This window comes from Brevundimonas sp. P2_A6, assembly GCF_056404975.1.
In genome coordinates, this window is the sequence record NZ_JBFUCZ010000002.1 from 314,632 (window position 1) to 336,710 (window position 22,079).

At 64.6% G+C, this 22,079-nt stretch carries 20 protein-coding genes and 1 pseudogene; 10 read left to right on the top strand and 11 right to left on the bottom strand.

From position 1 onward, the window contains the following. Positions 1 to 21: 21 nt before the first annotated feature. Positions 22 to 966 (bottom strand): annotated as a pseudogene (locus AC1DW4_RS07015) (ATP-binding protein); the annotation flags it as partial. Between the two features lie 37 nt (positions 967 to 1,003). On the opposite strand from AC1DW4_RS07015, the gene AC1DW4_RS07020 reads away from it, so the two are divergent. Together AC1DW4_RS07020 and AC1DW4_RS07025 are read left to right on the top strand one after the other, a co-directional pair. Next, positions 1,004 to 2,674 carry a recombinase family protein gene (locus AC1DW4_RS07020; RefSeq protein WP_477016535.1) on the top strand — a complete coding sequence of 557 codons (1,671 nt, stop codon included), beginning with the start codon at positions 1,004 to 1,006 and terminating at the stop codon, positions 2,672 to 2,674. A 169-nt stretch (positions 2,675 to 2,843) separates the two neighbouring features. Further along, positions 2,844 to 3,359, top strand: a complete 516-nt coding sequence (locus AC1DW4_RS07025; protein WP_477016536.1) for a hypothetical protein — start codon at positions 2,844 to 2,846, stop codon at positions 3,357 to 3,359. 465 nt (positions 3,360 to 3,824) lie between these two features. Here AC1DW4_RS07025 and AC1DW4_RS07030 read toward each other — a convergent pair whose 3' ends face one another. Beyond that, on the bottom strand, positions 3,825 to 5,003 hold the full coding sequence (locus tag AC1DW4_RS07030) for a hypothetical protein (protein WP_477016537.1): 1,179 nt from the start codon (positions 5,001 to 5,003) through the stop codon (positions 3,825 to 3,827). A 70-nt stretch (positions 5,004 to 5,073) separates the two neighbouring features. On the opposite strand from AC1DW4_RS07030, the gene AC1DW4_RS07035 reads away from it, so the two are divergent. Continuing rightward, complete coding sequence (locus AC1DW4_RS07035) at positions 5,074 to 5,688, top strand: hypothetical protein (protein WP_477016538.1); 615 nt, start codon at positions 5,074 to 5,076, stop codon at positions 5,686 to 5,688. Further along, on the top strand, positions 5,661 to 5,996 hold the full coding sequence (locus tag AC1DW4_RS07040) for a hypothetical protein (protein ID WP_477016539.1): 336 nt from the start codon (positions 5,661 to 5,663) through the stop codon (positions 5,994 to 5,996). Before AC1DW4_RS07035 ends, AC1DW4_RS07040 begins: the two co-directional genes overlap by 28 nt. Before the next feature lie 199 nt (positions 5,997 to 6,195). Here the strand turns inward: AC1DW4_RS07040 and AC1DW4_RS07045 are convergent, their stop codons facing one another. From AC1DW4_RS07045 to copM, 4 genes are all read right to left on the bottom strand, one after another. Further along, the gene (locus tag AC1DW4_RS07045) at positions 6,196 to 6,909 is read right to left on the bottom strand and encodes a recombinase family protein (protein ID WP_477016540.1); all 714 of its coding nucleotides are present in this window, start codon (positions 6,907 to 6,909) and stop codon (positions 6,196 to 6,198) included. Positions 6,910 to 7,180: 271 nt separating this feature from the next. Continuing rightward, complete coding sequence (locus AC1DW4_RS07050) at positions 7,181 to 7,849, bottom strand: MBL fold metallo-hydrolase (protein WP_477016541.1); 669 nt, start codon at positions 7,847 to 7,849, stop codon at positions 7,181 to 7,183. Between the two features lie 10 nt (positions 7,850 to 7,859). Further along, on the bottom strand, positions 7,860 to 9,299 hold the full coding sequence (locus tag AC1DW4_RS07055; protein ID WP_013268668.1) for a YncE family protein: 1,440 nt from the start codon (positions 9,297 to 9,299) through the stop codon (positions 7,860 to 7,862). 3 nt (positions 9,300 to 9,302) lie between these two features. Then, on the bottom strand, positions 9,303 to 9,869 hold the full coding sequence (copM, locus tag AC1DW4_RS07060) for a CopM family metallochaperone (protein WP_280990774.1): 567 nt from the start codon (positions 9,867 to 9,869) through the stop codon (positions 9,303 to 9,305). On the opposite strand from copM, the gene AC1DW4_RS07065 reads away from it, so the two are divergent. The 5 genes from AC1DW4_RS07065 to trmB all read left to right on the top strand — a co-directional run bounded on the left by AC1DW4_RS07065 (position 9,819) and on the right by trmB (position 15,160). After that, positions 9,819 to 10,697, top strand: coding sequence for a LysR substrate-binding domain-containing protein (locus tag AC1DW4_RS07065; RefSeq protein WP_013268666.1), 879 nt, complete (start codon positions 9,819 to 9,821; stop codon positions 10,695 to 10,697). The genes copM and AC1DW4_RS07065 overlap by 51 nt on opposite strands. A gap of 138 nt (positions 10,698 to 10,835) precedes the next feature. Beyond that, a complete protein-coding gene (locus AC1DW4_RS07070; protein WP_013268665.1) occupies positions 10,836 to 12,032 on the top strand; it encodes a TDT family transporter in 1,197 nt (398 codons plus the stop codon). A 590-nt stretch (positions 12,033 to 12,622) separates the two neighbouring features. Next, on the top strand, positions 12,623 to 13,822 hold the full coding sequence (gene metK, locus AC1DW4_RS07075; protein ID WP_477016542.1) for a methionine adenosyltransferase: 1,200 nt from the start codon (positions 12,623 to 12,625) through the stop codon (positions 13,820 to 13,822). A gap of 176 nt (positions 13,823 to 13,998) precedes the next feature. Further along, complete coding sequence (locus tag AC1DW4_RS07080; protein WP_477016543.1) at positions 13,999 to 14,358, top strand: hypothetical protein; 360 nt, start codon at positions 13,999 to 14,001, stop codon at positions 14,356 to 14,358. A gap of 79 nt (positions 14,359 to 14,437) precedes the next feature. Then, positions 14,438 to 15,160 (top strand): tRNA (guanosine(46)-N7)-methyltransferase TrmB, encoded by a 723-nt coding sequence (gene trmB / locus AC1DW4_RS07085; RefSeq protein WP_477016544.1) that lies wholly within the window; start codon positions 14,438 to 14,440, stop codon positions 15,158 to 15,160. A gap of 73 nt (positions 15,161 to 15,233) precedes the next feature. Here the strand turns inward: trmB and dapB are convergent, their stop codons facing one another. From dapB to dnaK, 3 genes are all read right to left on the bottom strand, one after another. Then, the gene (dapB, locus tag AC1DW4_RS07090) at positions 15,234 to 15,983 is read right to left on the bottom strand and encodes a 4-hydroxy-tetrahydrodipicolinate reductase (protein WP_477016545.1); all 750 of its coding nucleotides are present in this window, start codon (positions 15,981 to 15,983) and stop codon (positions 15,234 to 15,236) included. A 10-nt stretch (positions 15,984 to 15,993) separates the two neighbouring features. Next, positions 15,994 to 17,169, bottom strand: coding sequence for a molecular chaperone DnaJ (gene dnaJ / locus AC1DW4_RS07095; RefSeq protein WP_477016546.1), 1,176 nt, complete (start codon positions 17,167 to 17,169; stop codon positions 15,994 to 15,996). Between the two features lie 169 nt (positions 17,170 to 17,338). Then, entirely contained in the window at positions 17,339 to 19,240 is a 1,902-nt protein-coding gene (dnaK, locus tag AC1DW4_RS07100; RefSeq protein ID WP_477016547.1) for a molecular chaperone DnaK, read from the bottom strand. Between the two features lie 331 nt (positions 19,241 to 19,571). Between dnaK and AC1DW4_RS07105 the strand changes: the two genes are divergently transcribed. Beyond that, positions 19,572 to 19,991: a hypothetical protein gene (locus AC1DW4_RS07105; RefSeq protein ID WP_477016548.1), complete on the top strand. Its 420-nt coding sequence runs from the start codon at positions 19,572 to 19,574 to the stop codon at positions 19,989 to 19,991. Positions 19,992 to 20,053: 62 nt separating this feature from the next. Here the strand turns inward: AC1DW4_RS07105 and AC1DW4_RS07110 are convergent, their stop codons facing one another. Both AC1DW4_RS07110 and AC1DW4_RS07115 read right to left on the bottom strand, forming a co-directional pair. Further along, a complete protein-coding gene (locus AC1DW4_RS07110; protein ID WP_477016549.1) occupies positions 20,054 to 21,307 on the bottom strand; it encodes a UbiH/UbiF/VisC/COQ6 family ubiquinone biosynthesis hydroxylase in 1,254 nt (417 codons plus the stop codon). A 60-nt stretch (positions 21,308 to 21,367) separates the two neighbouring features. Further along, positions 21,368 to 22,054 carry a response regulator transcription factor gene (locus AC1DW4_RS07115; protein ID WP_477016550.1) on the bottom strand — a complete coding sequence of 229 codons (687 nt, stop codon included), beginning with the start codon at positions 22,052 to 22,054 and terminating at the stop codon, positions 21,368 to 21,370. Between the last annotated feature and the right edge of the window lie 25 nt (positions 22,055 to 22,079).

Consider the following 22,079-nt stretch of genomic DNA (forward strand, 5'->3'; position numbering starts at 1 on the left):
CGTTAACGACGGCCTATCGCTTCACCACGCCGGCATCGCTGCCCGACCGCCACCCTGACGTTCGAAGTCGCCCTGTGCCCCCACGGTGGACCGTCGATAGATCAGGGCCTCGGCGATGTGGCGACGCAGGACGCCGGTCGACCCTTCCAGGTCGGCGATGGTGCGGGCCAGGCGCAGCGTCCGCGTCCAGCCGCGCGCGGTCAGGCCACCCGCTTCGCCCGCTCGCATCAGCAGGGCCCGCCCCGCCTCGTCCGGCGTGGCGAACCGCTCCAGCACCTCGCCCGACGCCCGGGCATTCAGCGCCTGCATGGGGTCGAGCCCCGCCTCTCTCACCCGGTCTTCCTGCATGGCGCGGGCGACGGCGACACGGGCGGCGGCCTCGGCCGTGCCTTCGGCCGGACTGGGCAGGGCCATGTCGGCGGCGGTCACCGGCGGGGTCTCCACCGTCAGGTCGATGCGGTCGAACATCGGGCCGGAGATGCGGTTCTGATAGTCGCGCTGGCACCGGGGGGCCTTGCCGCACGCCCCCTTGCCCGCGCCGCCCAGCCCGCACCGACAGGGGTTCATGGCCGCGACCAGCTGGAACCGGGCCGGATAGCGGACATGGGCATTGGCGCGGGCCACCACGATCTCGCCCGTCTCCAGCGGCGCCCGCAGACTATCCAGCGCCTGGGCCGAATATTCGGGCAGCTCGTCCAGGAACAGCACGCCGTTGTGGGCCAGTGACGCCTCGCCCGGCTTGGCGCGCAATCCCCCGCCGGTCAGGGCGGCCATGGAGGCCGAATGGTGCGGCGACCGGAACGGCCGCTCGCGCGTCAGCGCCCCGCGCTCGATCAGCCCCGCGACCGACCAGACCATCGAGGTCTCCAGAAGCTCGGTCGGGGTCAGGGGCGGCAGCAAGCCCGGCAGGCGCTGGGCCATCATCGACTTGCCCGACCCCGGCGGGCCGACGAACAGCAGGTTATTTCTTTGACATGACGATTTTTTGGGTATGGTCGGAGGTATGCTAGCGATCGGATACGCACGATGGAGTTCCCTCGAACAGGGCAAGGGCAGTACGCTAGATCGTCAACTTCAAGCTATCCGTGGATACTGCACGTCGCAAAAGCTGCAGCTTACGGAGATGGTCGTCGACGAGGGATCTAGCGCCTACGCCGGGACCAATATCAGCTCAGGCAATCTCGGCCGCCTCGTCCGAAAAATTGAAGAGGGTGCGATCGGCAGGGATTCCGTTCTTGTCGTGGAGCAGCTCGACCGCATCAGCAGGCTGCCGCCAAGTCAGGTGGTAGCCTTCATTCAAAGGGTCACCAATCTTGGCGTTACGATTGCCACGGCAAATGATGGCCAATCGATAAGTGCCAGTTCGATCGATGCCGACCCGATAAGTTTCATGGCATTGGTGTTCAATTCTTTTCGAGCGCACCAAGAAAGCAAGCACAAGAGCGAACGCCTAGCAGCTAGTTGGAGGATCAAGCGGGAGCGCTTGGAAGGCAACGATCTGCTTCCCTTAACGGGAGTCTGTCCCGCATGGCTTGTTCTCGATGCGGCTACCCGAAAGTTCGTTCCCGTTCCGGCCCGTGTTTCCATCGTCGTCGAAATCTTTGAGAGGACGGTGGGGGGTGAAGGCAAGCGGTCAATCGCTACGGACCTAAACAGGCGTGGCGTTCCGACGTGGGGGAGGGGCAAGAGCAAAGCAGCTGGCTGGCATCCCAGCTACGTCCAAAAAATTCTGACCAATGCCGCGGTGGTCGGAGAGTATCAGCCGCATTCAAAGCCAAGGGGCGAGACCAAGCGCTCGAAGGTTGGCGATCCTATACAAGGCTACTTCCCTTCGGTGGTGTCCGAAAGCTTATGGGCGGCCGTTCGGAGCATGAAGGCGATCCGTCCAGGGAACAACGGTCAGCGGGGCGATGTAAATAATCTGCTCACGGGTCTCACCAGGTGCGGTCACTGCAAAGGTTCCATGGTTTTTCAGATGAAAACCGGTGAGGGCGTTAGGGTCCGAAATGGTAAGGCTTCAGTCCAGCATAGAGCCAGCTACCTGAGTTGTTCGGGTCGCAGCCGGGGCTTATCGTGCAGGAACGGAAGGCATTTCCGTTATGAGCCATTGGAAAAGGGAATACTGGCAGCATTTCTCAACGCAGCACTGAGTGACCGTTTTTTTGAACGCCCCCTGACCCTGACCGCTTTGGTGGAAGAGGAACACCGGGCTCTCCGTCAGTTCGGGAGCGAGAAGGATAAGGCTGCTCGCCTTTTGGACTTATTCGCTGAGACAGGCGATATGGATGTCCGAGAACGGTGGCTTTCGGCGAGCGCCGAGGTGAAGCGGTTGGAGTCGCAGCTTCAAAACACTGCCGTCAGGCTTGCGACGGCTAGAGGATCGACGACGCCAGAGCTTCATGTTGGACGGGTGCAAGCTGTTCAACATTTGATCAGCGGCGAACGCACCGATGAGCGGCGAGACGCCCGAGTGAAGGCTGCCAACAGCCTCCGAGAACTTATCGACCACATAGAATTCCACGCAGGTGGCGATTTGTATCTCGCACTGCGGGGGTCGAACACCGTAGTTCACATGGACTCAACCGGCGCTGTGCTCGGCGATGTGAGTGTCGGCGGCCCGACGATCCCAGGCGCTCACGAAGCCGGAAAGAGCATTCTTAGAGCTGGCGATTAGCCGGTTTTTCGAGTATAATATTCGCATAAAACGAGCCCCTAAACTCGTCCAAATCTCCACAATAGAACTTCAATAACCCACTCTCGTGCGGCCCTATACCCGTGCGTCTTACCCTCCCCACATCATCACCCACCATCATGTCCGCGTGTCCCGTGGGCACCCATACCTCATGACCGTTCCACCCACCTTCGCCCGCAACGATCCCCGATTACGCTTCCGGCACGTCGAGCAGTTCATCCAGGGCTGCCCCGACCGCTATTTCGTCACGCTGACGATGAACCGGCGTTTCGACCCGATGAGGTTCTCAGCCGAAGTGGGCCAGACGATGCACCGGGTGAACGCCAAGCTGTTCGGCAATCACTATGGGCGAAGCCGAGACGGCAAGAAGATGCGACTAGCGACGCTGGCGACCCAGGAGACGACCCTTAACGGCGGCCTTCACACCCACATGCTGGTCGGCGTGCCAGAGGGGTCGTTGTCGTTGAAGACCAACCCCTGCCCTGTCGCCGTACCCGACCTGATCATCCAGACCTGGATCGAAGGCGACCCAAAATATCGCCGCCGAGACGGTCAAGACGCTTGTGACCTGTACGATTTTTCGGGCGGCCAAGGCTACATATACAAGGGCGTCAGATCCCTGCTGGACCTCGACAACGTCGATGTCCTGAACACCATAATTCCCTGATCCAGAGATACTGCCCCCGACTAGATGCCGGGGATAAGCCATAACCCACACGGGCAGGCCCCTCTCAGCGAACCCTGATAATTCAGCCCTCGGTCAGACCCCTGTCAGACCTTGATTATTAAGTGTGTCTGAAAGGCATTAGAGAGCTCTGAGAGTGATTGAAATAATATTCAAATATCATCAGAGACGCCCGAAGGGCATCGACGAACGCAGTGAGGAGATCAGTTAATACCCTCTGCAGCCCCTTAGGAACCCGGTGGCCCTTAGCGCATGCAGGACTGGTCTGGGATCGGTCGGCAGCTTCAGTATCGGGTGTTTAGATCAGACGCAGACGGTCGAGGTAGCGGCTGCGCTGGTTCGGTCTGGAGCGCTGGCTTAGTTGAATATCGTTATACCAGCTATGTCGCGGTCCATGTCGCTGGTGCATTGAGCCGTTTGTAACGGCTAGCGGTACTGTTCCGACCTTTATGACGGCTGCGAAAGGCCGCTTGCCTTCTCGATCAACCGCACGATGGAGTGGATGGTCGCGAGGTAGAAATAGAACATCCAACTGAGCCAGATTTTCCGATCGTAGTCGGTCTGCTGGTCGGCGTTGTGGTGACGGATGCCGAAGTTGTTCGCAATGTCGAAAAGCGCACCGTCATCCTTCTTCGTCATCACCTTTTTGGCCTGCGGACGCAGGTACTCCAGCACGTCAGCGAGGTCCCTCACCGCATCGCGCCTGTCGTCGGGCGTGGACTGCCGCTTGCGGAACTTGGTGATGGCTGACTGAACGCGATCTTGGATGTTGGCGTCGCCGTGCGGCAGCGAGACGTTCACGAGGTTCTCAGTCCCCATGGGCGCCCGCTCCATGATCTCGCCCGTGGGGCTAAGCTCATAGCCCTCGCTGTAGCGATCCAGCAGCACGTTAATGGTGTCGCGGAACTCGGTTTGACCTGGCCCGGCCTTGAAGGTCTGCCAGTGCATCCCGCAACCGAGCTGCATGTGCATCTGCCCGCTGGTGGGCTTGGAGACGTGGTCGAACAGGTACTCGATGACGCTGAAAAGGTCGTCCTCGGAGTAGCTCTCGAACCGTTTCTCGATAGGCCAGAGATTGGGCTTGTTGAGGCTGAATAGCATTCGAGCGCCAATGTCTGCGCCTAGCAGCCCTTCAATCCTGTCGGGCTCGTCGATGCACCAGAAGCCGAAGTGCTCCGCGAAATACCCTGCCAGCTCCAAGCGCGTGTACTCGGACAGGAAGAGCGTCTTGATGGTCGGAAGATCCAGTCGCCCACCTGCCGGCCCAATTCCGTTCCTCTCCGCGTAATAGGTTCGGCGCTGAGGCTGGAGACCCGGAGGCAACGGAGGCATGGGCTTGGTGTCGATCACATCCAAGAGCCGCGCGAGGGTTTCATCACCCTCTTCCTGAGCGATATCGCGGGCGATCTGCACCACCCTGTCATTCGGCAGCTCAAGGAGGCGCGCCTTGGCATACTTCTGCTTCCCGCCCATCGCCTCATTCCGATCCCCAGCCCTGAGGCCAAAGCGAAGGCAGAACGAGGGAACTTCGTTGGCCGACTGCGTCTCGACCACGATGGCGATCTGGTCCCGCAGTTGCTTAATGAAACCAGCCGGATAGGGCTTCTGAGGGCTGTTGGTCGTCATAGCCGGTACAAATGCAACCCTGTTCGCCAGCAGTGTAGCTTGGCTTCGCGGACACGGCTACCGTGGGTAGATGACCGAAGGGCAGACCACCCTGGCTATCCAACTCAGCGTCAGCGCGGTCGTGTCGATTGTGGTGGCTTGGCTGGCCGTGTCACTGGCCGCCAGCCCCACCCTCCAGCGGTTCTACAAAGAGCGCATCTGGGAGCGAAAGGCGAACGCCTACACCACGATCCTTGAGGCGCTCTTTGTTTGGCTCGACTACTACGGGACGCATTTCGAGGCAGCGATTGAGCGGCGGGATTTGACGCCCGAGCGGATCGCAGAACTGAGCAAGCAAAAGACGAAAGCGCGGACAGCCATGATGCGGAGCGTCGAGGGCCAGAGGTGGCTGCTAGGCAGCGAACTCAACGATGCCATCGACACGATGGATCGAGCCCTCCGGCAACAGAAGAACAGCTTGGAGGAAGAGCTCGATGACGCGTGGGGCGCCGTTCGCGACGCGAGGGTGACTATCACGGCTCTGGCCCGAAAGGACCTAGCAGTTGCGGAGCCCATTCAGGGCGATCAAGGGCAGGGTAATGCGATGGGTAGGAAGCGCCGTATTTGGGCTTGGCTGGAGGTCGGCAACCGACCAGTCACGGCCAAAACACAGAGGAAATGTTCAGCTTCCTCTTTGAGGTCTTAAAGCGGACAGCCGTGGTCGCCGCTCTCGCCTACGCGGTGATGCTGGCGAACAATAGCGGCGACATGTCCATGTTGGCTTTGGCGGTCGGCTACCTACTGCTGACGTTCTGGTCGCTCACTTGGCTGATTAAGACCCAAAAGGCCGATGACGCGCCCAACACTATGTGGGGCAAGTTCGTTATTTGGGCGTTTTTTGCCATCGCAATCGCCATGTTAGCTAGCAGCTTCTGGGCGTTCATCCACCAGCATCATGACTGGTCGCAGTATATCAAAACTGGAGTCATGCCGGACGCCCGCCCGGAGTCGTGAGCGTGCTCGCCGACCACGGCTTGTTCAGAGGTAGAGTTTGCCGCTTGGCACATAGTCGACGATTGATCCGATGGCGGTTTAAACCCTACCTTTCTGGTGATTACGCTGAGGCCGTGGGGCTTGTTTCCTCAAATAGAGGGCGTGGCTGATGTCATGTTTTTGCCGATCGTTGAATGACCGCTCCGGTGCATTGCGCGGCTCAAAGAAGGGCGAGTAGCGCCATCGTCGTGGATGGATACCACTTGCCGTTCCGAGGCGATGCGATGCCGCGCCGATTGAGTTCAGCCGCGATGGCGTAAGCGCTGGAATGGCCCGCTGCCTTGATGCTCTCGACCACACACGCCAACTCCTGTCTGTACCGCAAAACGAGGTTACGCTTTGCAATACGAGCCGAGGTAAGGTCGCCACAGTGACGCCCCAACGCCGCTGCGCCTGTGGGATTGCCAAGTCGCGACACAGCACGACCAGACCGCGCCGAAACGTGGATCTCACCACCATCAATCTTCTGTTTGATTGCCGCGAGCGCCTCTTTGGTGCGACGGGAAATGGCTTCACGTTCGGCCTGGGCGATGACGGCAAGGACGCCGATGGTAAGGTCGTTTGCGTCGGGTACGTCGGCGGCAAGGAATCTGACTCCGCTGTCTCGGAGGGTGAGCAGGAAGGCCGCGTTCCGCGATAGACGATCCAGCTTCGCGATGACCAGAACGGCGTTCGTGATTTTGGCATGGTGCAAGGCGCGGGCGAGGGTCGGACGGTCGTTGCGCTTTCCGCTTTCGACCTCTGTGAACTCCGCCAACAGGGTCAGATCACGCTGGCGAGCGAGGTCCGCAACGGCGGCCTTCTGAGCATCCAGACCGAGGCCGCTTCGCCCCTGTGCTGCCGTGCTGACGCGGTAGTAGGCGACGGCTTTCATTCGGCCTCCAGATCGTCGTTTCGATGCTGGGGCGTCCTCTGGAATGTTGGTAGAGGGCAACGGCGATCATGTATCGCAGCCAGGAAGCGGACTCTTCCAAGGTCCGCTATGGGTGGTTAGCGGACATTGCCTTTGCAGAGGCGCAGCGGCCCTCAGAGCGCCAGAAGCGGAAGTTGAACTCGCGCCAGGAAGGCGACGTCACATGTGCAACTGACCAAGATAAATCTGCGTGGTCAGGCGAAGCCGATGGAGACGGAGGCTTCGTCAATCGTCATTGGTCGGCGACGTCAAACCCGTCTCCGGGCGTCATCGGCCGGTGCAGCTTAATCCCGACTTTGTCCAGATAGGGCTCGTAGACGTCGTAACGCTGCTTGAGGAAATAGTCGCGCGCGTAGCCGTCATGGACCGGCATGACAGATTTCGGCTTCATCCGCTTGGCGAAGGCATGGACGGTGAGCTCGGTCAGAAAGGGCGCCATCACCGGAAGGGCCAGCACCTCCACGCCCACGAATCGATCCAGACGGCTGTCGAAACTGTCGCCCGGGTTGAGGAAAACGTCATTGACGAGGAAGGCGGTCAATTGCGGGCTCTCGTCCGACAGGATGGGCTCATGCGCGACCGCCTGAGCCTGCAGTCGGAACGCGCCGAAGATCCGTTCACCCACCTCGAAGACCGTGACCGACAGGCCCTTCTCGCTGAGCTTGTTGGCGACCTCGCCGTTGCCGACGAGCGTTGCGCCACTCGCCTGCACGATCCTGCCCAACGCATCAGGGTCGATGTGATCCGGATGGCCGTGCGTCAGGACGATCGTCGAGACGTCCGAAAAGACAGCGGGATCGACCCGTCCGTCGACGAACGAGAATTTGCCCGGATCGAAGAGCAGTCGATCTGCACCGACCGTCAGGCGCAGGCAGCTATGGACGAACTTGTCGATACGCATGCGGCCGGTCCTATTCCGACTGTCTCTGGACGACCGGGCCGATCGCCTCGGGCGAGCCCGAGGCGATGACCAGCCAACGGCGGGGTGCGCCGGCGTCGGCGGCGACCACCTGACGGATCGGGCCCACGGCATTGACGACCGCGGACCCGGCCGGATTGGTCATGAACTTCGCCAAAGGCTGCAGCATCCCCGATCCGTCCGCCGTCTCGGCGAAGGCGATGACATAGGGCTTGCCGGGTTCGAGGCCTGCGGCGGCGATCTGCAGCATCTGCACCTGCCCCTGCTCGAACAGGGTCGCCTGCGACCGGGCGTCACCGTCGCCCGTCAGGACGAGTTGACGCGAGGCGCGGGCGGTGCCCAGGGGCATGAGGTTGGCCTTGCCGTCACCCTCGGTGACCGCACGCGGCACATAGGTGACGCCCTGCGGTCCTTGGCCGATCGGCACGGTGGCGATCACGCGGTTGGCCAAGGTGTCGATGACCGCCACGCCGTCGCCATTCTCCAGCCCGACATAGATCCGCGAGCCGTCGCCGGAAGGCCACAGACCATGCGGCAGCGACCCCACCGCGATCTCGGTCACGGGGTCGAAGGTGTCGGTGCGGAAAACCTTGACGACGTTCTCGGTCCCCACGGTGACATAGGCGAACTGACCATCCCGATTTCGCACGATGTTGACGTGGTTGGTCAGCGGGCCGGTGTCGAGCGTCTGAAGCACGGCGAATGGCGGACGGGCGTCGAACACCATCGTCTTGCCCACGTCCTTCAGCGTCATCCAGACCTGGCTCCCATCGGGCGTGGCGGCGATGTCTGGGCAGAACGGACTGGCCTGGGCCACCCGACCGACGATCTCACGGGTCGCAGTCTCGACCACGACTGTCTCGGGGCTGAAGCTGGAGCAGATGTAGGCATAACGGCCGTCCGGCGAGAAGATCGTCATGCCCGGCCCGTTGGGCGTCTCGACCCGGGCGGTCTCCTGATAGGTCGCGGCGTCCAGCACCGAAACGTAGGCCTCGCCCCGCACCGTGACCCAGACCTCTTTGCCGTCCGGTGTGAAGAAGGCCTCGTGCGGAGAGCGTCCGACATAGGTCGTGTGTTTGACGGTGTTGGTGGCCGTGTCGATGAAGCTGACCGAGTTGGACCCGATCGAGACCACGGCGATCGTCTTGCCGTCCGGCGCCGCGCCGATGCCGTGGACCAGCAGCTGACCCCTGTAGAGCGGGCTGAGGTTGGCCGGGGTCGGCTCACCGAGGGAGATCACGCCCAGAAGGCTGTTGGTCGAGGGATCAACCACCGAGACCGTGTTTGAGAACTGGTCGGCCGAATAGAACCGGTCCTGCCCGGTGATCGGGATCGCGGGCGCCGCCGCCGCGCCCGGAACCTGATCGGCGAGAACCGGGGACGCCATCAAGGCCAGGGCCATGGCGAAGGGCGTTTTCGAAACGAAAGTCATGGGTCAGTGTCCGATATGAGGTGCGGCGGGCGCGTTGGGCGTCGGGCGGGTGGCCGAGCGGTCGAGGAAGCCTTGCATTAAGGCGATCTCCTGGGTCTGTTCGACGATGATCCCCTGGGCCAGACGGCGCATCGGCTCGTCCTTGCCGTAGGCGAGTTCGATCCGCGCCATGTCCACCGCGCCCTGATGATGGGGGATCATCATGGCGGCGAAGTCCCGGTCGGGATCGCCGATCGGCGCGATCATCATCGCGGCGTGCATGCGCGACATGGCCTCGGCCATTTCCGTATTGAAGGGGGAGCGGGGTGCCTGGGCGAAGGCCATAAGCACAGCCCCGGCGAGGGCTGATCCGGCCATGAGCGCAATGAGTTTCAGCGGTGAGGTCATGCGGCGGTCATCCATGATCGCCTGATCCTGGACGCCGTTCACGCCCGCCGCCAACGCGAAGTTCCGCTCGGAACGTTCGTCGCCATCGAACGATCCCTGTGCTTGGACCGGCGGACGCCTTAGGCTTCCGATATGACGCTCGACCAGCTCCGCATCTTTGTCGCTGTCGCCGAGCGGCAGCACGTCACCCGCGCGGCCGAGGCTTTGAACCTCACCCAGTCGGCCGTCAGTTCGGCGATCACTACGCTGGAGGGGCGGCATGGCGTGGCCCTGTTCGACCGCGTCGGCCGCAGCATCGTCCTGAACGCGGCGGGACAGGTCTTTTTGGAAGAAGCGCGCGCCGTCATCGCTCGCGCCTCGGCGGCAGAGGATGCGCTGGATGATCTCGGCGCGCTGAAGCGGGGCCGGCTGTCGATCCAGGCGAGCCAGACCATCGCCGGCTGGTGGCTTCCCGCCCGTCTGGCAGACTTCCACGCTCGACATCCCGGCATCCGCATCGACGTCGCCATCGGCAATACCCGGGACGTGGCCCAGGCCGTCATCGACGGACGGGCGGAACTGGGGCTGGTCGAGGGCGAGGTGGACGAAGCGGTCCTGACACGCACGGTTCTGGATCACGATGAACTGGTGCTGGTCGTCGCCGCCGATCATCCCATGGCCCAGGACGGCGCCGGTCCGCCCGACCTCAAGACCCTGTCCTGGGTCCTGCGCGAGCCCGGCTCGGGCACCCGTTCGGCCTTTGAGGCGGCTCTGGCCGAACGCTGCCTGACGGTAGAAGATTTGGACATCTCCATGACGCTGCCGGGCAACGAAGCGGTGGCCGCCGCCGTCGCGGCTGGTGTCGGGGCGACCGTCGTATCGCGAACGGTCGTCGCCGCCCGATTGCGCTCAGGCGAGCTGGCGTTATTGCCGCTCGATCTGCCCGCGCGCCCTTTCTGGCTGCTACGCCACAAACAGAGATATCGGTCAAAGGCGGGCGAGACCTTTCTTGGCCTGCTCCCGACCTCTTGAGCTGCCGAAAACCGTTCGCTCTGGCCGATCAATCAGTTCGCATCATTCCGTTGGAACACCCGAGCGCTGGCGCTCATTGTCGGCTGGCAGCGCACGCTCCTGATCGAGGACGCGGGTCGCGCTTCGGAGTTCTGCCCAATGGTTCACGACACCCACGCCCGCGACGTCGCCTTCGGCCTTCATCCGTTCGCAAATCTGCAGTCCCCTGCCGAGGTCGTGCGTCAATTCACGCCGAACTGGTTCGCCGCCACCATGGGAACCGGGATACTGGCGCTGGCGCTGAACCAGCTGCCCGTCACGATCCCCGGCGTGAAGATCGTGGCGGAGGGGCTGTGGCTGTTCAACATCGGACTTTTCGTCCTGTTCAGCGGTCTCTATGCGGCCCGCTGGATCTTCTTCTTCGACGGCGCGCGACGGATTTTCGGCCACTCGGTGGTGTCTATGTTCTTCGGCTGCATCCCCATGGGGCTGGCGACGATCATCAACGGGCTGATGGCGTTCGGCCTGGCGCGCTGGGGCGACGGGGTCGCGCCCTGGGCCGAAACCCTGTGGTGGATCGACGTGGCAATGGCCGTCGCCTGCGGGATCGCCATCCCCTTCATGATGTTCACGCGCCAAACCCATACGATCGACCAGATGACCGCCGTCTGGCTCCTGCCCGTCGTCGCAGCAGAGGTCGCCGCCGTGACGGGAGGGTTGATCGCGCCGCATCTGGCCGATCCTTCTTCGGCGCTGGATGTGCTGGTGGTCAGCTATGGCTTGTGGGCCCTGTCGGTGCCGCTGGCGATGAGCATACTGGTCATCCTGGTGCTGCGCATGGCCGTCCACAAACTGCCGCACGCCAGCATGGCGGCATCCAGCTGGCTGTCTTTGGGTCCAATCGGGACCGGCGCTCTGGGGATGCTGGTGCTGGGTCAGGCCGCGCCCGCCATCTTCGCCGCAAACGGCCTTGGCCAGTATGGCGACGCTGCGCGCGGGATCGGGCTGATCGGCGGACTTCTGTTGTGGGCATATGGCCTGTGGTGGGCGGCGATGGCCGTCCTGATTACCCTGCGCTACCTGCGCCAGGGTCTGCCGTTCAACCTGGGTTGGTGGGGCTACACATTCCCACTGGGCGTCTTCTCCGTCGCGACCCTGAAGCTGGGGACGCTGCTGCCGATTGCGGCCTTCAACATCCTCGGCCTCGGACTGGTCGGGGCGCTGTTGGTTCTCTGGCTCGTCGTCGGCGCTCGAACCCTGCGCGGCGCCTGGAGAGGCGACCTGTTCGTCGCGCCCTGCCTGTTGGACGCCGCCTCGCGAGACATTCCCTGCGAACGGTCGGCGCCTCCGGCTTGACGCAGGTGTCAGACCAATCTTCGTTTGAAGCCGGTAAGCAGACGTTCCGGAGGGCTGAGATGAGCCAGACTCGGACTTAGAGACTCAAGACTGCGAATGTCCGCAATGGGTCGAAAGCGGTCAAAGCCGTTGGGCCGGAAAGCGGACATGCACGAGGAGCGTTCAGTGTTGATCATCGCATGGCCACCGCGCCGATACGCCGTCTAGAATGTCCGACGACGGTCGGCTTTGCAGGTATAGCGCAGGTCGGAATTCCAGTTTCGCCCACGGGAAGGCGCCGCAACCTTAGAACGTCCGAACACTCCGCTTCGGCCAGTCTGGGTAGGGTGTGGGTCGGCCAGGTTTCTGCAAGGCGAAAGGGCCCTCAAACCCAGGTGTGGCATGGCCTACGCCCAACTTCTTCCCTGGATTTCGTAATGCGGGGGTCAGGTGTTCGAGTCACCTAAGCGGCACCACTTCCTTTGACATGGCAGACCGTTCGTGACGCCAGGGCATGGCTGCGCCCGCTGTCGTCCTCACTTGAACATATAAGCATATCTTTATATGTCTGCCCGCCACCCCGCCCATCATGGGCTGCTCGGAGCATCGCCTTGTCCCGTTCTTCCTTCCTGTTCACCTCGGAAAGCGTTTCCGAGGGCCATCCCGACAAGGTCGCGGACCGCATCTCCGACACCGTCGTGGATCTGTTCCTGTCCAAGGACCCGTATGCCCGCGTGGCGTGCGAAACCCTGACCACGACCAATCTGGTGGTGCTGGCCGGCGAGATTCGGGGCGAGGGCGTGATGGACACGGCCGGCAACTGGGCCCCCGGCGTCGAGGCCGAGATCGAGGCCGCCGTGCGCGCCGCGGTCAAGGACATAGGCTATGAGCAGGCCGGCTTCCACTGGGAGAAGTTCGAGTTCATCAACCGCCTGCACGGCCAGTCGGCCGACATCGCGGTCGGCGTCGACGCCGCCGGCAACAAGGATGAAGGCGCGGGCGATCAGGGCATCATGTTCGGCTATGCCTCGAACGAGACGCCGGAGCTGATGCCGGCCACCCTGCAGTACAGCCACAACATCCTGAAGCGTCTGGCCGAGGTCCGCCACGGCGGCGAGACCCGGCTGGAGCCGGACGCCAAGTCCCAGGTCACCATCCAGTACGAGGACGGCAAGCCCGTCCGCGCCACCTCGATCGTGCTTTCGACCCAGCACGCCGCCGGCCTGTCGTCCGAACAGGTGGCCGAGATCGTCAAACCCTACATCCTCGAAGTGCTGCCGGAAGGCTTCACCGACGAGAACACCGTCTGGCACATCAACCCGACCGGCATCTTCGAGATCGGCGGGCCCGACGGCGACGCGGGCGTGACGGGTCGCAAGATCATCGTCGACACCTACGGCGGCGCGGCCCCCCACGGCGGCGGCGCCTTCTCCGGCAAGGACCCCACCAAGGTCGACCGGTCGGCCGCCTACGCGTGCCGTTACCTGGCCAAGAACGTCGTGGCGGCGGGTCTGGCCGATCGCTGCACCATCCAGATCTCCTACGCCATCGGCGTGGCCAAGCCCCAGTCGATCCACGTCGACCTGCACGGCACCGGCAAGGGCGCGGTCACCGAGGCCGTTCTTGAAGACAAGATCCTGGGCCTGATCGGCGGTGCCACGCCGCGCGCGATCCGCGAGCATCTGGGCCTGAACAAGCCGATCTACGCCCGCACCTCGGCCTACGGCCATTTCGGCCGCACGCCGGATGCGGATGGCGGTTTCAGCTGGGAGAAGACCGATCTGGTCGATCAGCTGAAGGCGCTGGCCTGACCCTGTCGCTTCGGCCCCCGCGCGACCGCGCGCAGGGGCCGAACCGCCCGCCATGGGGCGCTGACGGTTCCTGACTCGGTGCCCCGGTGGGGATCGCGACGCTTGACGACAGACCCGTCTCAGCGCCTTTGTGCGGCTGATCCGGGCGATCTCCGCTCGGGCTGGGGAATTCGACTATGAAAAAGATGCTCGGCGCAGCCGTCTGCGCTCTGATGATGATCGCCGCCGGCGGCTCCGCCATGGCCCAGGACGGTGACGAGGACGACTACACCTTCACCCTGTACAACAACTCGTCCTCGACGATCGTGACCTTCCACCTGGTCGCCAAGAACGACGACAGCTGGAGCGAGGACCTGATCCCGAACAACGTCATCGAAAGCGGTGACGAGTTGTACATGACGTTCAACCCGAACGAAGACGAGTGCGAATACGCCACCGCCGTGACCCTGTCCGACGGTTCGGAATTCGCCGACGTCATCGACTACTGCGGCATCGACGGCGTGGCCGTGGACGACGACGGCATCCGCGCCTATTGATCTATCTCATCCCGGCCCCGTCGCGCGACGGGGCCGGGATGCTCTTCTTTCCGGCACGATCAGGCTCTAGACAGCCCCGATGCCCGCCTCGCGCCCCCGATCCGAACAGTCCGAACCCCGCAGCCCCGACGCGCCCTTGCGCTCGTTCGGTCGCATCAAGTCGCGTGCGGTCAAGCCGCGACAGGCGGCCCTGTTCGACACCCTGATGCCCACCATCCGCCTGCCCGATCCGTCGGCCGGTCCGATCGATGTCGCGGCCCTGATGCCTCAGGCGACCGAGGCCTGGCTGGAGATCGGGTTCGGCGGCGGCGAGCATCTCGCGGCCCAGGCAGCGGCCCATCCGAACGCCCTGATGATCGGCTGCGAGCCCTTCATCAACGGCGTCGCCTCGGCCCTGCGCCATGTCGAGGAGGGCGATCTGAAGAACGTCCGCCTGCATGACGACGATGCCCGCGCGGTGGTCCAGGCCCTGCCGGACGCCTCGCTGGACCGGATCATGATCCTGTTCCCCGACCCCTGGCACAAGGCGCGCCACAACAAGCGCCGCCTGATCCAGCCCGCCTTCACCGCCGACCTGGCCCGTGTGCTGAAACCCGGCGGACGCCTGCGGTTCGTCACCGACTGGAAGGACTATGCGGGCTGGGCGCTGGAGCGGATGCTGGCGACGCCGGACCTGATCTGGCTGGCCGACGAGGCCTCGGACTGGCGCGTCGCCCCCACCGATCACGTCGTCACGCGATATGAAGAGAAAAAGCTGGGCGATACCGAGCCGCTGTTTCTGGAGTTCGAGAAGGTCGCCTGACGCAGAGAAAACTGCGCTCAAGCAGCGAGCGACCGCGTGGCGAGCGTTAGCGCGTCGCGAAGCGACACAGGCGCTATGCCTGCCTGAACCCCAGCACGTCCTGCATGTCGTAGAGACCCGCTCGGCGCGTTCGCACCCAGGCCGCGGCGGCGACGGCCCCCTTGGCGAACAGCGACCGATCGATGGCCGAATGGCTGAGGGTCAGGACTTCGTCCTCGGAGGCGAACAGCACCGTGTGTTCGCCGACGATGCCGCCCGCGCGGATCGAGGAAAAGCCGATCCTGCCCGTCTCGCGCGCCTCTCCCACGCCGTCGTACGGCGGGCTGCGCAGATCAATCAGATCCCGGCCGCGCCCGTTGGCGGCCGCTTCGCCCAGCATCAGGGCCGTGCCGGACGGGGCGTCGATCTTGCGCCGATGGTGCGCCTCGGTGATCTCGATGTCCCAGTCGCGCGCGTCCAGACGCAGCGCGGCGTGTTCGACCAGACCGATCAGGATGTTGACGCCCAGCGAGAAGTTTCCGCTGCGGACGATGGCGATCTTCTCCGCCGCCGCCGCCAGGGCCGCGTCCTGCTCGGGCGAGAAGCCGGTCGAACCGATCACCAGGGCCGGTCCGCCGGTCTGGGCGCAGGCGCTCGCCAGGGCGACCGAAGCCTCGGCAGTGGAAAAGTCGATCACCACGTCGCAGCGCGACAGGTCCGGCGTCTCGCCCCAGTCGAAGCGCGCGGCGACCATGACGTCGCTGCGGGCATCCAGAACCTGATCGACGGCCCGGCCCATCTTGCCGCGTGCGCCGGAGATTCCGACATGGAACAGCTCACTCATGCGCTGGCCGTCACTGGACGTTTTCGCGAGACGTCTTGGTGTCCTCGGCCCCCAGGATATCCGCCCAGAACCGCTTGGCCTTGCCCGCGAAAGAGGAGTTCCGGGGGTTCTGGCTGTCGCCGAACGAAGCGGCCAGTTCCTGCATCAGCTCCTTCTGGCGCGCGGTCAGATCGGTCGGGGTCTCGACGAACAGTTCGACCACCAGATCGCCGCGCTGACGGCCGTTCAGGTGCGGCATGCCCTTGCCCTTGATCCGCACGGTCTTGCCGGTCTGGGCACCCGCGGGGACCGATACCGGGGCCTTGCACTGACCGTCGCAGGCCTCGGAGATCAGGCAGGGCGCCTCGATCTCGCCCCCCAGGGCCGCGACCGTCATCGGCACGGGCACCGTGACCAGCAGATCCAGATTGTCGCGCTCGAACAGGTCGTGCGAGGTCACCGACAGGAAGACATACAGGTCGCCGCGCGGTCCGCCCCGCGTCCCCGCGTCCCCCTCGCCCGACAGACGGATGCGTGAGCCGTCGTCCACGCCGGCCGGCACCTTCAGCGCCAGCTTGCGGGTCTTTCGGACCTGCCCGTGGCCATGACAGGTGACGCATGGGTCCACGATCTGGCCCGATCCGCCGCAGCCGGGGCAGGTCCGCTCGACCTGAAAGAAGCCGTTCGCCTGCCGAACCCGACCGGCCCCGCCGCAGGTCGTGCAGGTCTTGGGTTGGGTGCCCGGCTTGGCCCCCGAACCTTCGCAGGTGTCGCAGGTCGCGGTGGTGGGCACGGCGATATCGACCTCGGCCCCCTGATAGGCCTGCTCCAGCGTGATCTCCAGGTCGTAGCGCAGGTCCGATCCCCGGCGCGGGCCGTTCGACTGGCGCCGCCCGCCGAAGACGTCGCCGAACGCGTCGCCGAAGACCTGGCTGAAGATGTCGTTGACGTCGTGGAAGCCCTGCTGGCCCCCGCCTCCGCCGCCGTTCACGCCCGCATGGCCGAACCGGTCGTAGGCGGCGCGCTTCTGGTCGTCCGACAGGACCGTATAGGCCTCGGAAATCTCCTTGAACCGGGCCATCGATTCCTCCGATCCGCCGTTGCGGTCGGGATGGTGCTCCATCGCCAGCTTGCGATAGGCGGATTTCAGGCCGGCGGCGTCGATGGTCCGCTCGACCGACAGCACCTCGTAATAATCACGCGCCATGCGCAGATATCCTAAAAGCCAGCCCCGGACATTCCGTTCACGTCTCTTTTGCGGACATGCAAGCGGAACAGCGTCCCATGATGGACATGGGCACCGGGTGGGCGGATGCAAGTTTCATGAAAGACACGGTCCCCGCCCGCCACAAGCAGGCAGGGACCGCACATGCGCCTTAGGCGCTCTTCTTCTGGTCGTCGTCCGAGGAGACTTCCTCGAACTCCGCGTCGACCACGCCGTCGTCGGCGGGCGCGTCGTCACCACCCGATGCCGCGTTCTGGGCGTACATCGCCTCGCCCAGCTTCATCGACGCCTGGACCAGGGTGTTGGTCTTGGTCCGGATGTCTTCCGGATCGGTGCCGTCGCGGGCCGCCTTCAGCTCGGTCAGGCCGGTCTCGATGGCCGACTTCTCGTCCGCACCGACCTTGTCGCCGTGTTCGGCCAGAGCCTTCTCGGTCGAGTGGATCAGGCTGTCGGCCGCGTTCTGGGCCTCGACCAGGTCCTTCCTGGCCTTGTCCGCCGATGCGTTGGCCTCGGCTTCCTTGACCATCTTGTCGATGTCGGCGTCCGACAGGCCGCCGTTGGCCTGGATACGGATCGACTGTTCCTTGTTGGTCGCCTTGTCCTTGGCCGAGACGTTGACGATGCCGTTGGCGTCGATGTCGAAGGCCACCTCGATCTGCGGCATGCCGCGCGGCGAGGGTGGAATGCCCATCAGGTCGAACTGACCCAGCATCTTGTTGTCGGCGGCCATCGGACGCTCGCCCTGGAAGACCCGGATGGTCACGGCCGACTGGTTGTCGTCGGCGGTGGAGAACACCTGGCTCTTCTTGGTCGGGATGGTCGTGTTGCGTTCGATCAGCGGCGTGAAGACGCCACCCAGGGTCTCGATGCCCAGGGTCAGCGGGGTCACGTCCAGCAGCAGCACATCCTTGACGTCGCCTTGCAGCACGCCGGCCTGAACCGCGGCCCCCAGAGCCACGACTTCATCGGGGTTCACGCCCTTGTGCGGCTCCTTGCCGAAGAACGCCTTCACGGCCTCCTGCACCTTGGGCATGCGGGTCATGCCGCCGACCAGAACCACCTCGTCGATGTCGGCCGCCTTCAGGCCCGCGTCGGCCAGGGCCTTCTTGCAGGGCTCGATCGTGCGCTGGATCAGGTCGTCGACCAGGGCTTCCAGCTTGGCGCGCGTCAGCTTGATGTTCAGGTGCAGCGGACCCGACGCGTTCATGGTGATGAACGGCAGGTTGACCTCGTACTGGCTGGTCGAGGACAGCTCCTTCTTGGCCTTTTCCGCTTCTTCGCGCAGGCGCTGCAGCGCCAGCTTGTCCTGGCGCAGGTCGACGCCCTGTTCCTTCTTGAACTCGTCGGCCAGGTAGTCGGCCAGGCGCACGTCGAAGTCCTCGCCGCCCAGGAAGGTGTCGCCGTTGGTCGACTTCACCTCGAACACGCCGTCGCCGATCTCCAGGATCGAGACGTCGAAGGTGCCGCCGCCCAGGTCATAGACGGCGATCTTCTGGCCGTCGTTCTTGTCCAGGCCGTAGGCCAGGGCGGCCGCGGTCGGCTCGTTGATGATGCGCAGGACTTCAAGGCCGGCGATCTTGCCGGCGTCCTTGGTCGCCTGACGCTGGCTGTCGTTGAAATAGGCGGGGACGGTGATGACGGCCTGGGTGACCTTTTCGCCCAGATAGGCCTCGGCGGCCTCCTTCATCTTGATCAGGGTGAAGGCCGAGATCTGCTGCGGGGAATAGTCCTTGCCGTTGGCGCGCACCCAGGCGTCGCCGTTCGGACCCTTGACGATCTCATAGGGGACCATCCCCTTGTCCTTGGCCACGACGGGGTCGTCGAAGTTGCGGCCGATCAGGCGCTTGATGGCGAAGAAGGTGTTGGCGGGGTTGGTCACCGCCTGACGACGCGCGGGCTGACCCACCAGGGTGTCGCCGCCGTCCTGGATCGCGACCACCGACGGGGTGGTGCGGTTGCCCTCGGCGTTCTCGATGACCTTGGGGTTCTTGCCGTCCATGACGGCCACGCAGGAGTTGGTGGTGCCGAGGTCGATACCGATAATCTTGGCCATGAGCCTTACGTTTCTCCGTCTGGCGGGCGATGCGGCGGCCTTCTCAAGCTAAGCGCCGCGCGTGACCGCCCCCGTTTTGTTTGCGCCGCCCCACCAGAAGGCAGGATCGACAGGTTGGGTTCGTTTCCCGTGAAACCCCACGATCGGCGGGGTCTCTCGGGCTGGTCGGGATATGGGAAAGTCGCCATGCCCCGCAAGGCCTTGATGCGATTCAGGCGGGTGCGACACCTGAGTCAGGTCGCATCAGGTGATTTAGGGGCGCGGGTTGGGCACACTGATCCCCGATCGTGGGTCGTGGGCACCCGGGCTCGGTCCTGCAGAGTGTTCCGACATGGCAATGAAATCACCGTCGGCGAAGCAAAAGGCCACGCTGGCCGCGATCGTGCTGGCGGGTCTGGTGTCACTGGGCGGCCAGAGCGCGGCCGACGCCGCCGTTAAAAGGGTGTCCCGGCCCCTGACCCCCCCGGCGGCGCGCCAGTCTCAGGACAGCTACAATCGCGACGTCAGGGTCCACAATCAGACCGGCTGGACCATGACATACTTCTATGCCGCCAGTTCCGGCGGCGGCGATTGGGGCGCGGACCTTCTGGGCTCCGATACCCTGTCGTCGGGCGAAAGCATCGTGATGACCGTCGACGACGGCTCCGGGGCCTGCCGCTACGATTTCCGGGCCGAGTTCGACAACGGCGAGGTCCTGCGACGCAGCGGCATCAACGTCTGCCAGGTCGCGGACTACTATTTCACCCGGTGATCAGACCGTCGTATGGACGCGCTCAAGCAGCGAGGCTCCGCGAGCCGAGCGGTAGCGCCCTTCTAAACAGCCTCACCCCTCAGAAGCCGGGGCAGGTCGCCCGTGGCCCCGCCCGCCTCGCGCATGAAGGCCCGGCGCAGGGGGCTGATGCGGTTGACCGCCGCCATGCCGAGGTCCCGCGCCAGCCGGATCGGCGCGATGTCGTTGGAAAACAGCCGCACGAAGGCGTCGAACCCGGCCGCCAGGGCCATGATGTCGAACCGCCGCCAGCGGGCGTAGCGATCCAGCACGGTGTCCGACCCGATGTCCTCGCCCAGCCGCATGGCCTCGACCAGCACCTCGGCCAGTACGGCGGCGTCCTTCAGCCCCATGTTCAGCCCCTGACCCGCCACCGGGTGGACGCCGTGCGCCGCGTCTCCGATCAGGGCCGAGCGGGTCGCGGTCAGGCGCGTCGCCAGCTCCAGCGCCAGCGGATAGACGAAGCGCGGCCCCTCGGGCGTCGCCGTGCCCAGGAATTCGCCGAACCGCCGCATCAGGTGGGACTGAAACGCCTCGTCCGAGGCATCGCGCAGCGCCTCGGCCGCCCGCGTCGTCTCGGTCCAGACCAGGCTGGCCCGCTGGTCCGTCAGGGGCAGGATGGCGAAGGGGCCGTGGGGCAGGAAATATTCATGCGCGACATTGCCGTGGTCGCGGTCCAGCCGGACGGTGGCGACCACCCCCGACTGGCCATAGCGCCAGCCCACGGTCTCGATCCCGGCGGCGGATCGCACCAGCGAGCCCCGCCCTTCGGCACCGATCACCAGCGGTGCGGTCAGAACCGTTCCGTCCGCCAGCGTCACCGTCGCCCGCGACGAGGCGGTCTCCACCGCCACGACCGAGGCCGGAGCCATCAGCTCGATGTCGGACGCCGCGATCCGCTCGGCCAGGGCCGCCCGGATGTGGCGGTTCTCGACCAGATAGCCCAGGGGCTCGCCCCCCGTCGCGTCGCCGACCTCATCGGCGTCGAAGCGCAGATAGGCCGGGGAGGCGGCCTTGGACGCCGCCCCGGGCCTGCGCCCGTCGGTCACCAGGATATGGTCCATCCGGCAGGCGTGGGGCCGCAAGGCCTCGCCGAGACCCAGCACGTCCAGCATGCGAAAGGTGGACCAGGCGATCGCCGTCGACCGCCCGTCGAACGTGGGTGCCAGCTGGGCCGAGAACGGCTGGGGATCGATCAGGGCGACGCGAAGTCCGCCCTGCGACGCGGCCAGGGCGAAGGTCGCGCCGGCCAGGCCCGCGCCGGCGATGATCACGTCGTGGGTGTGGGGTCCGCTCATGGCCGTCTTGTCGCGCTCTCCGCCCGGGGCGTCCAGTGTCGGAGGGGTCGCACAGCCGGACTAGGGCTGAAGCCGGTAGCCGCCCGCGTCGGTCAGCAGCAGCCGCGCCTGACCCGGCTCCGGCTCGATCTTCTGACGCAGGCGATAGATGTGGGTTTCCAGCGTGTGGGTGGTGACCCCGGCGTTATAGCCCCAGACCTCGGTCAGCAGTTCCTCGCGCGAGACCGCCTTGGCCCCCGAGCGATAGAGGTATTTCAGGATATTGGTCTCCTTCTCGGTCAACCGCACCTTCTTGCCCCGCGCATCCAGCAGCATCTTGCCCGCCGGTCGGAACTCGTAGGGGCCGATCTGGAAGACGGCGTCCTCGGACTGTTCGTGGCTGCGCAGGTGCGCCCGGATGCGGGCCAGCAGGACGGCGAACCGGAAGGGCTTGGTGACATAGTCGTTGGCCCCGGAGTCCAGCCCCAGCACTGTGTCGGCGTCCGAATCCTGGGCCGTCAGCATGATGACGGGGGTGGAGACGCCGTCCTTCCTCAGCAACCGGCAGGCCTCGCGGCCATCCATGTCGGGCAGATCGACATCCAGCAGGATCAGATCTGCGCGGATCTCGCGACCCAGGCGCACGCCCTCGGTGGCGGTCGAGGCCTGAACCGTCTTGAACTCCTCGTGCAGCGCCAGCTGCTCGGCCAGCGCCTCGCGCAGGTCGTCGTCGTCGTCGATGATGAGCAGGGTCTTGGCTGTGGGCATCTGTCTAGAATGGCGAGGCTTGAGG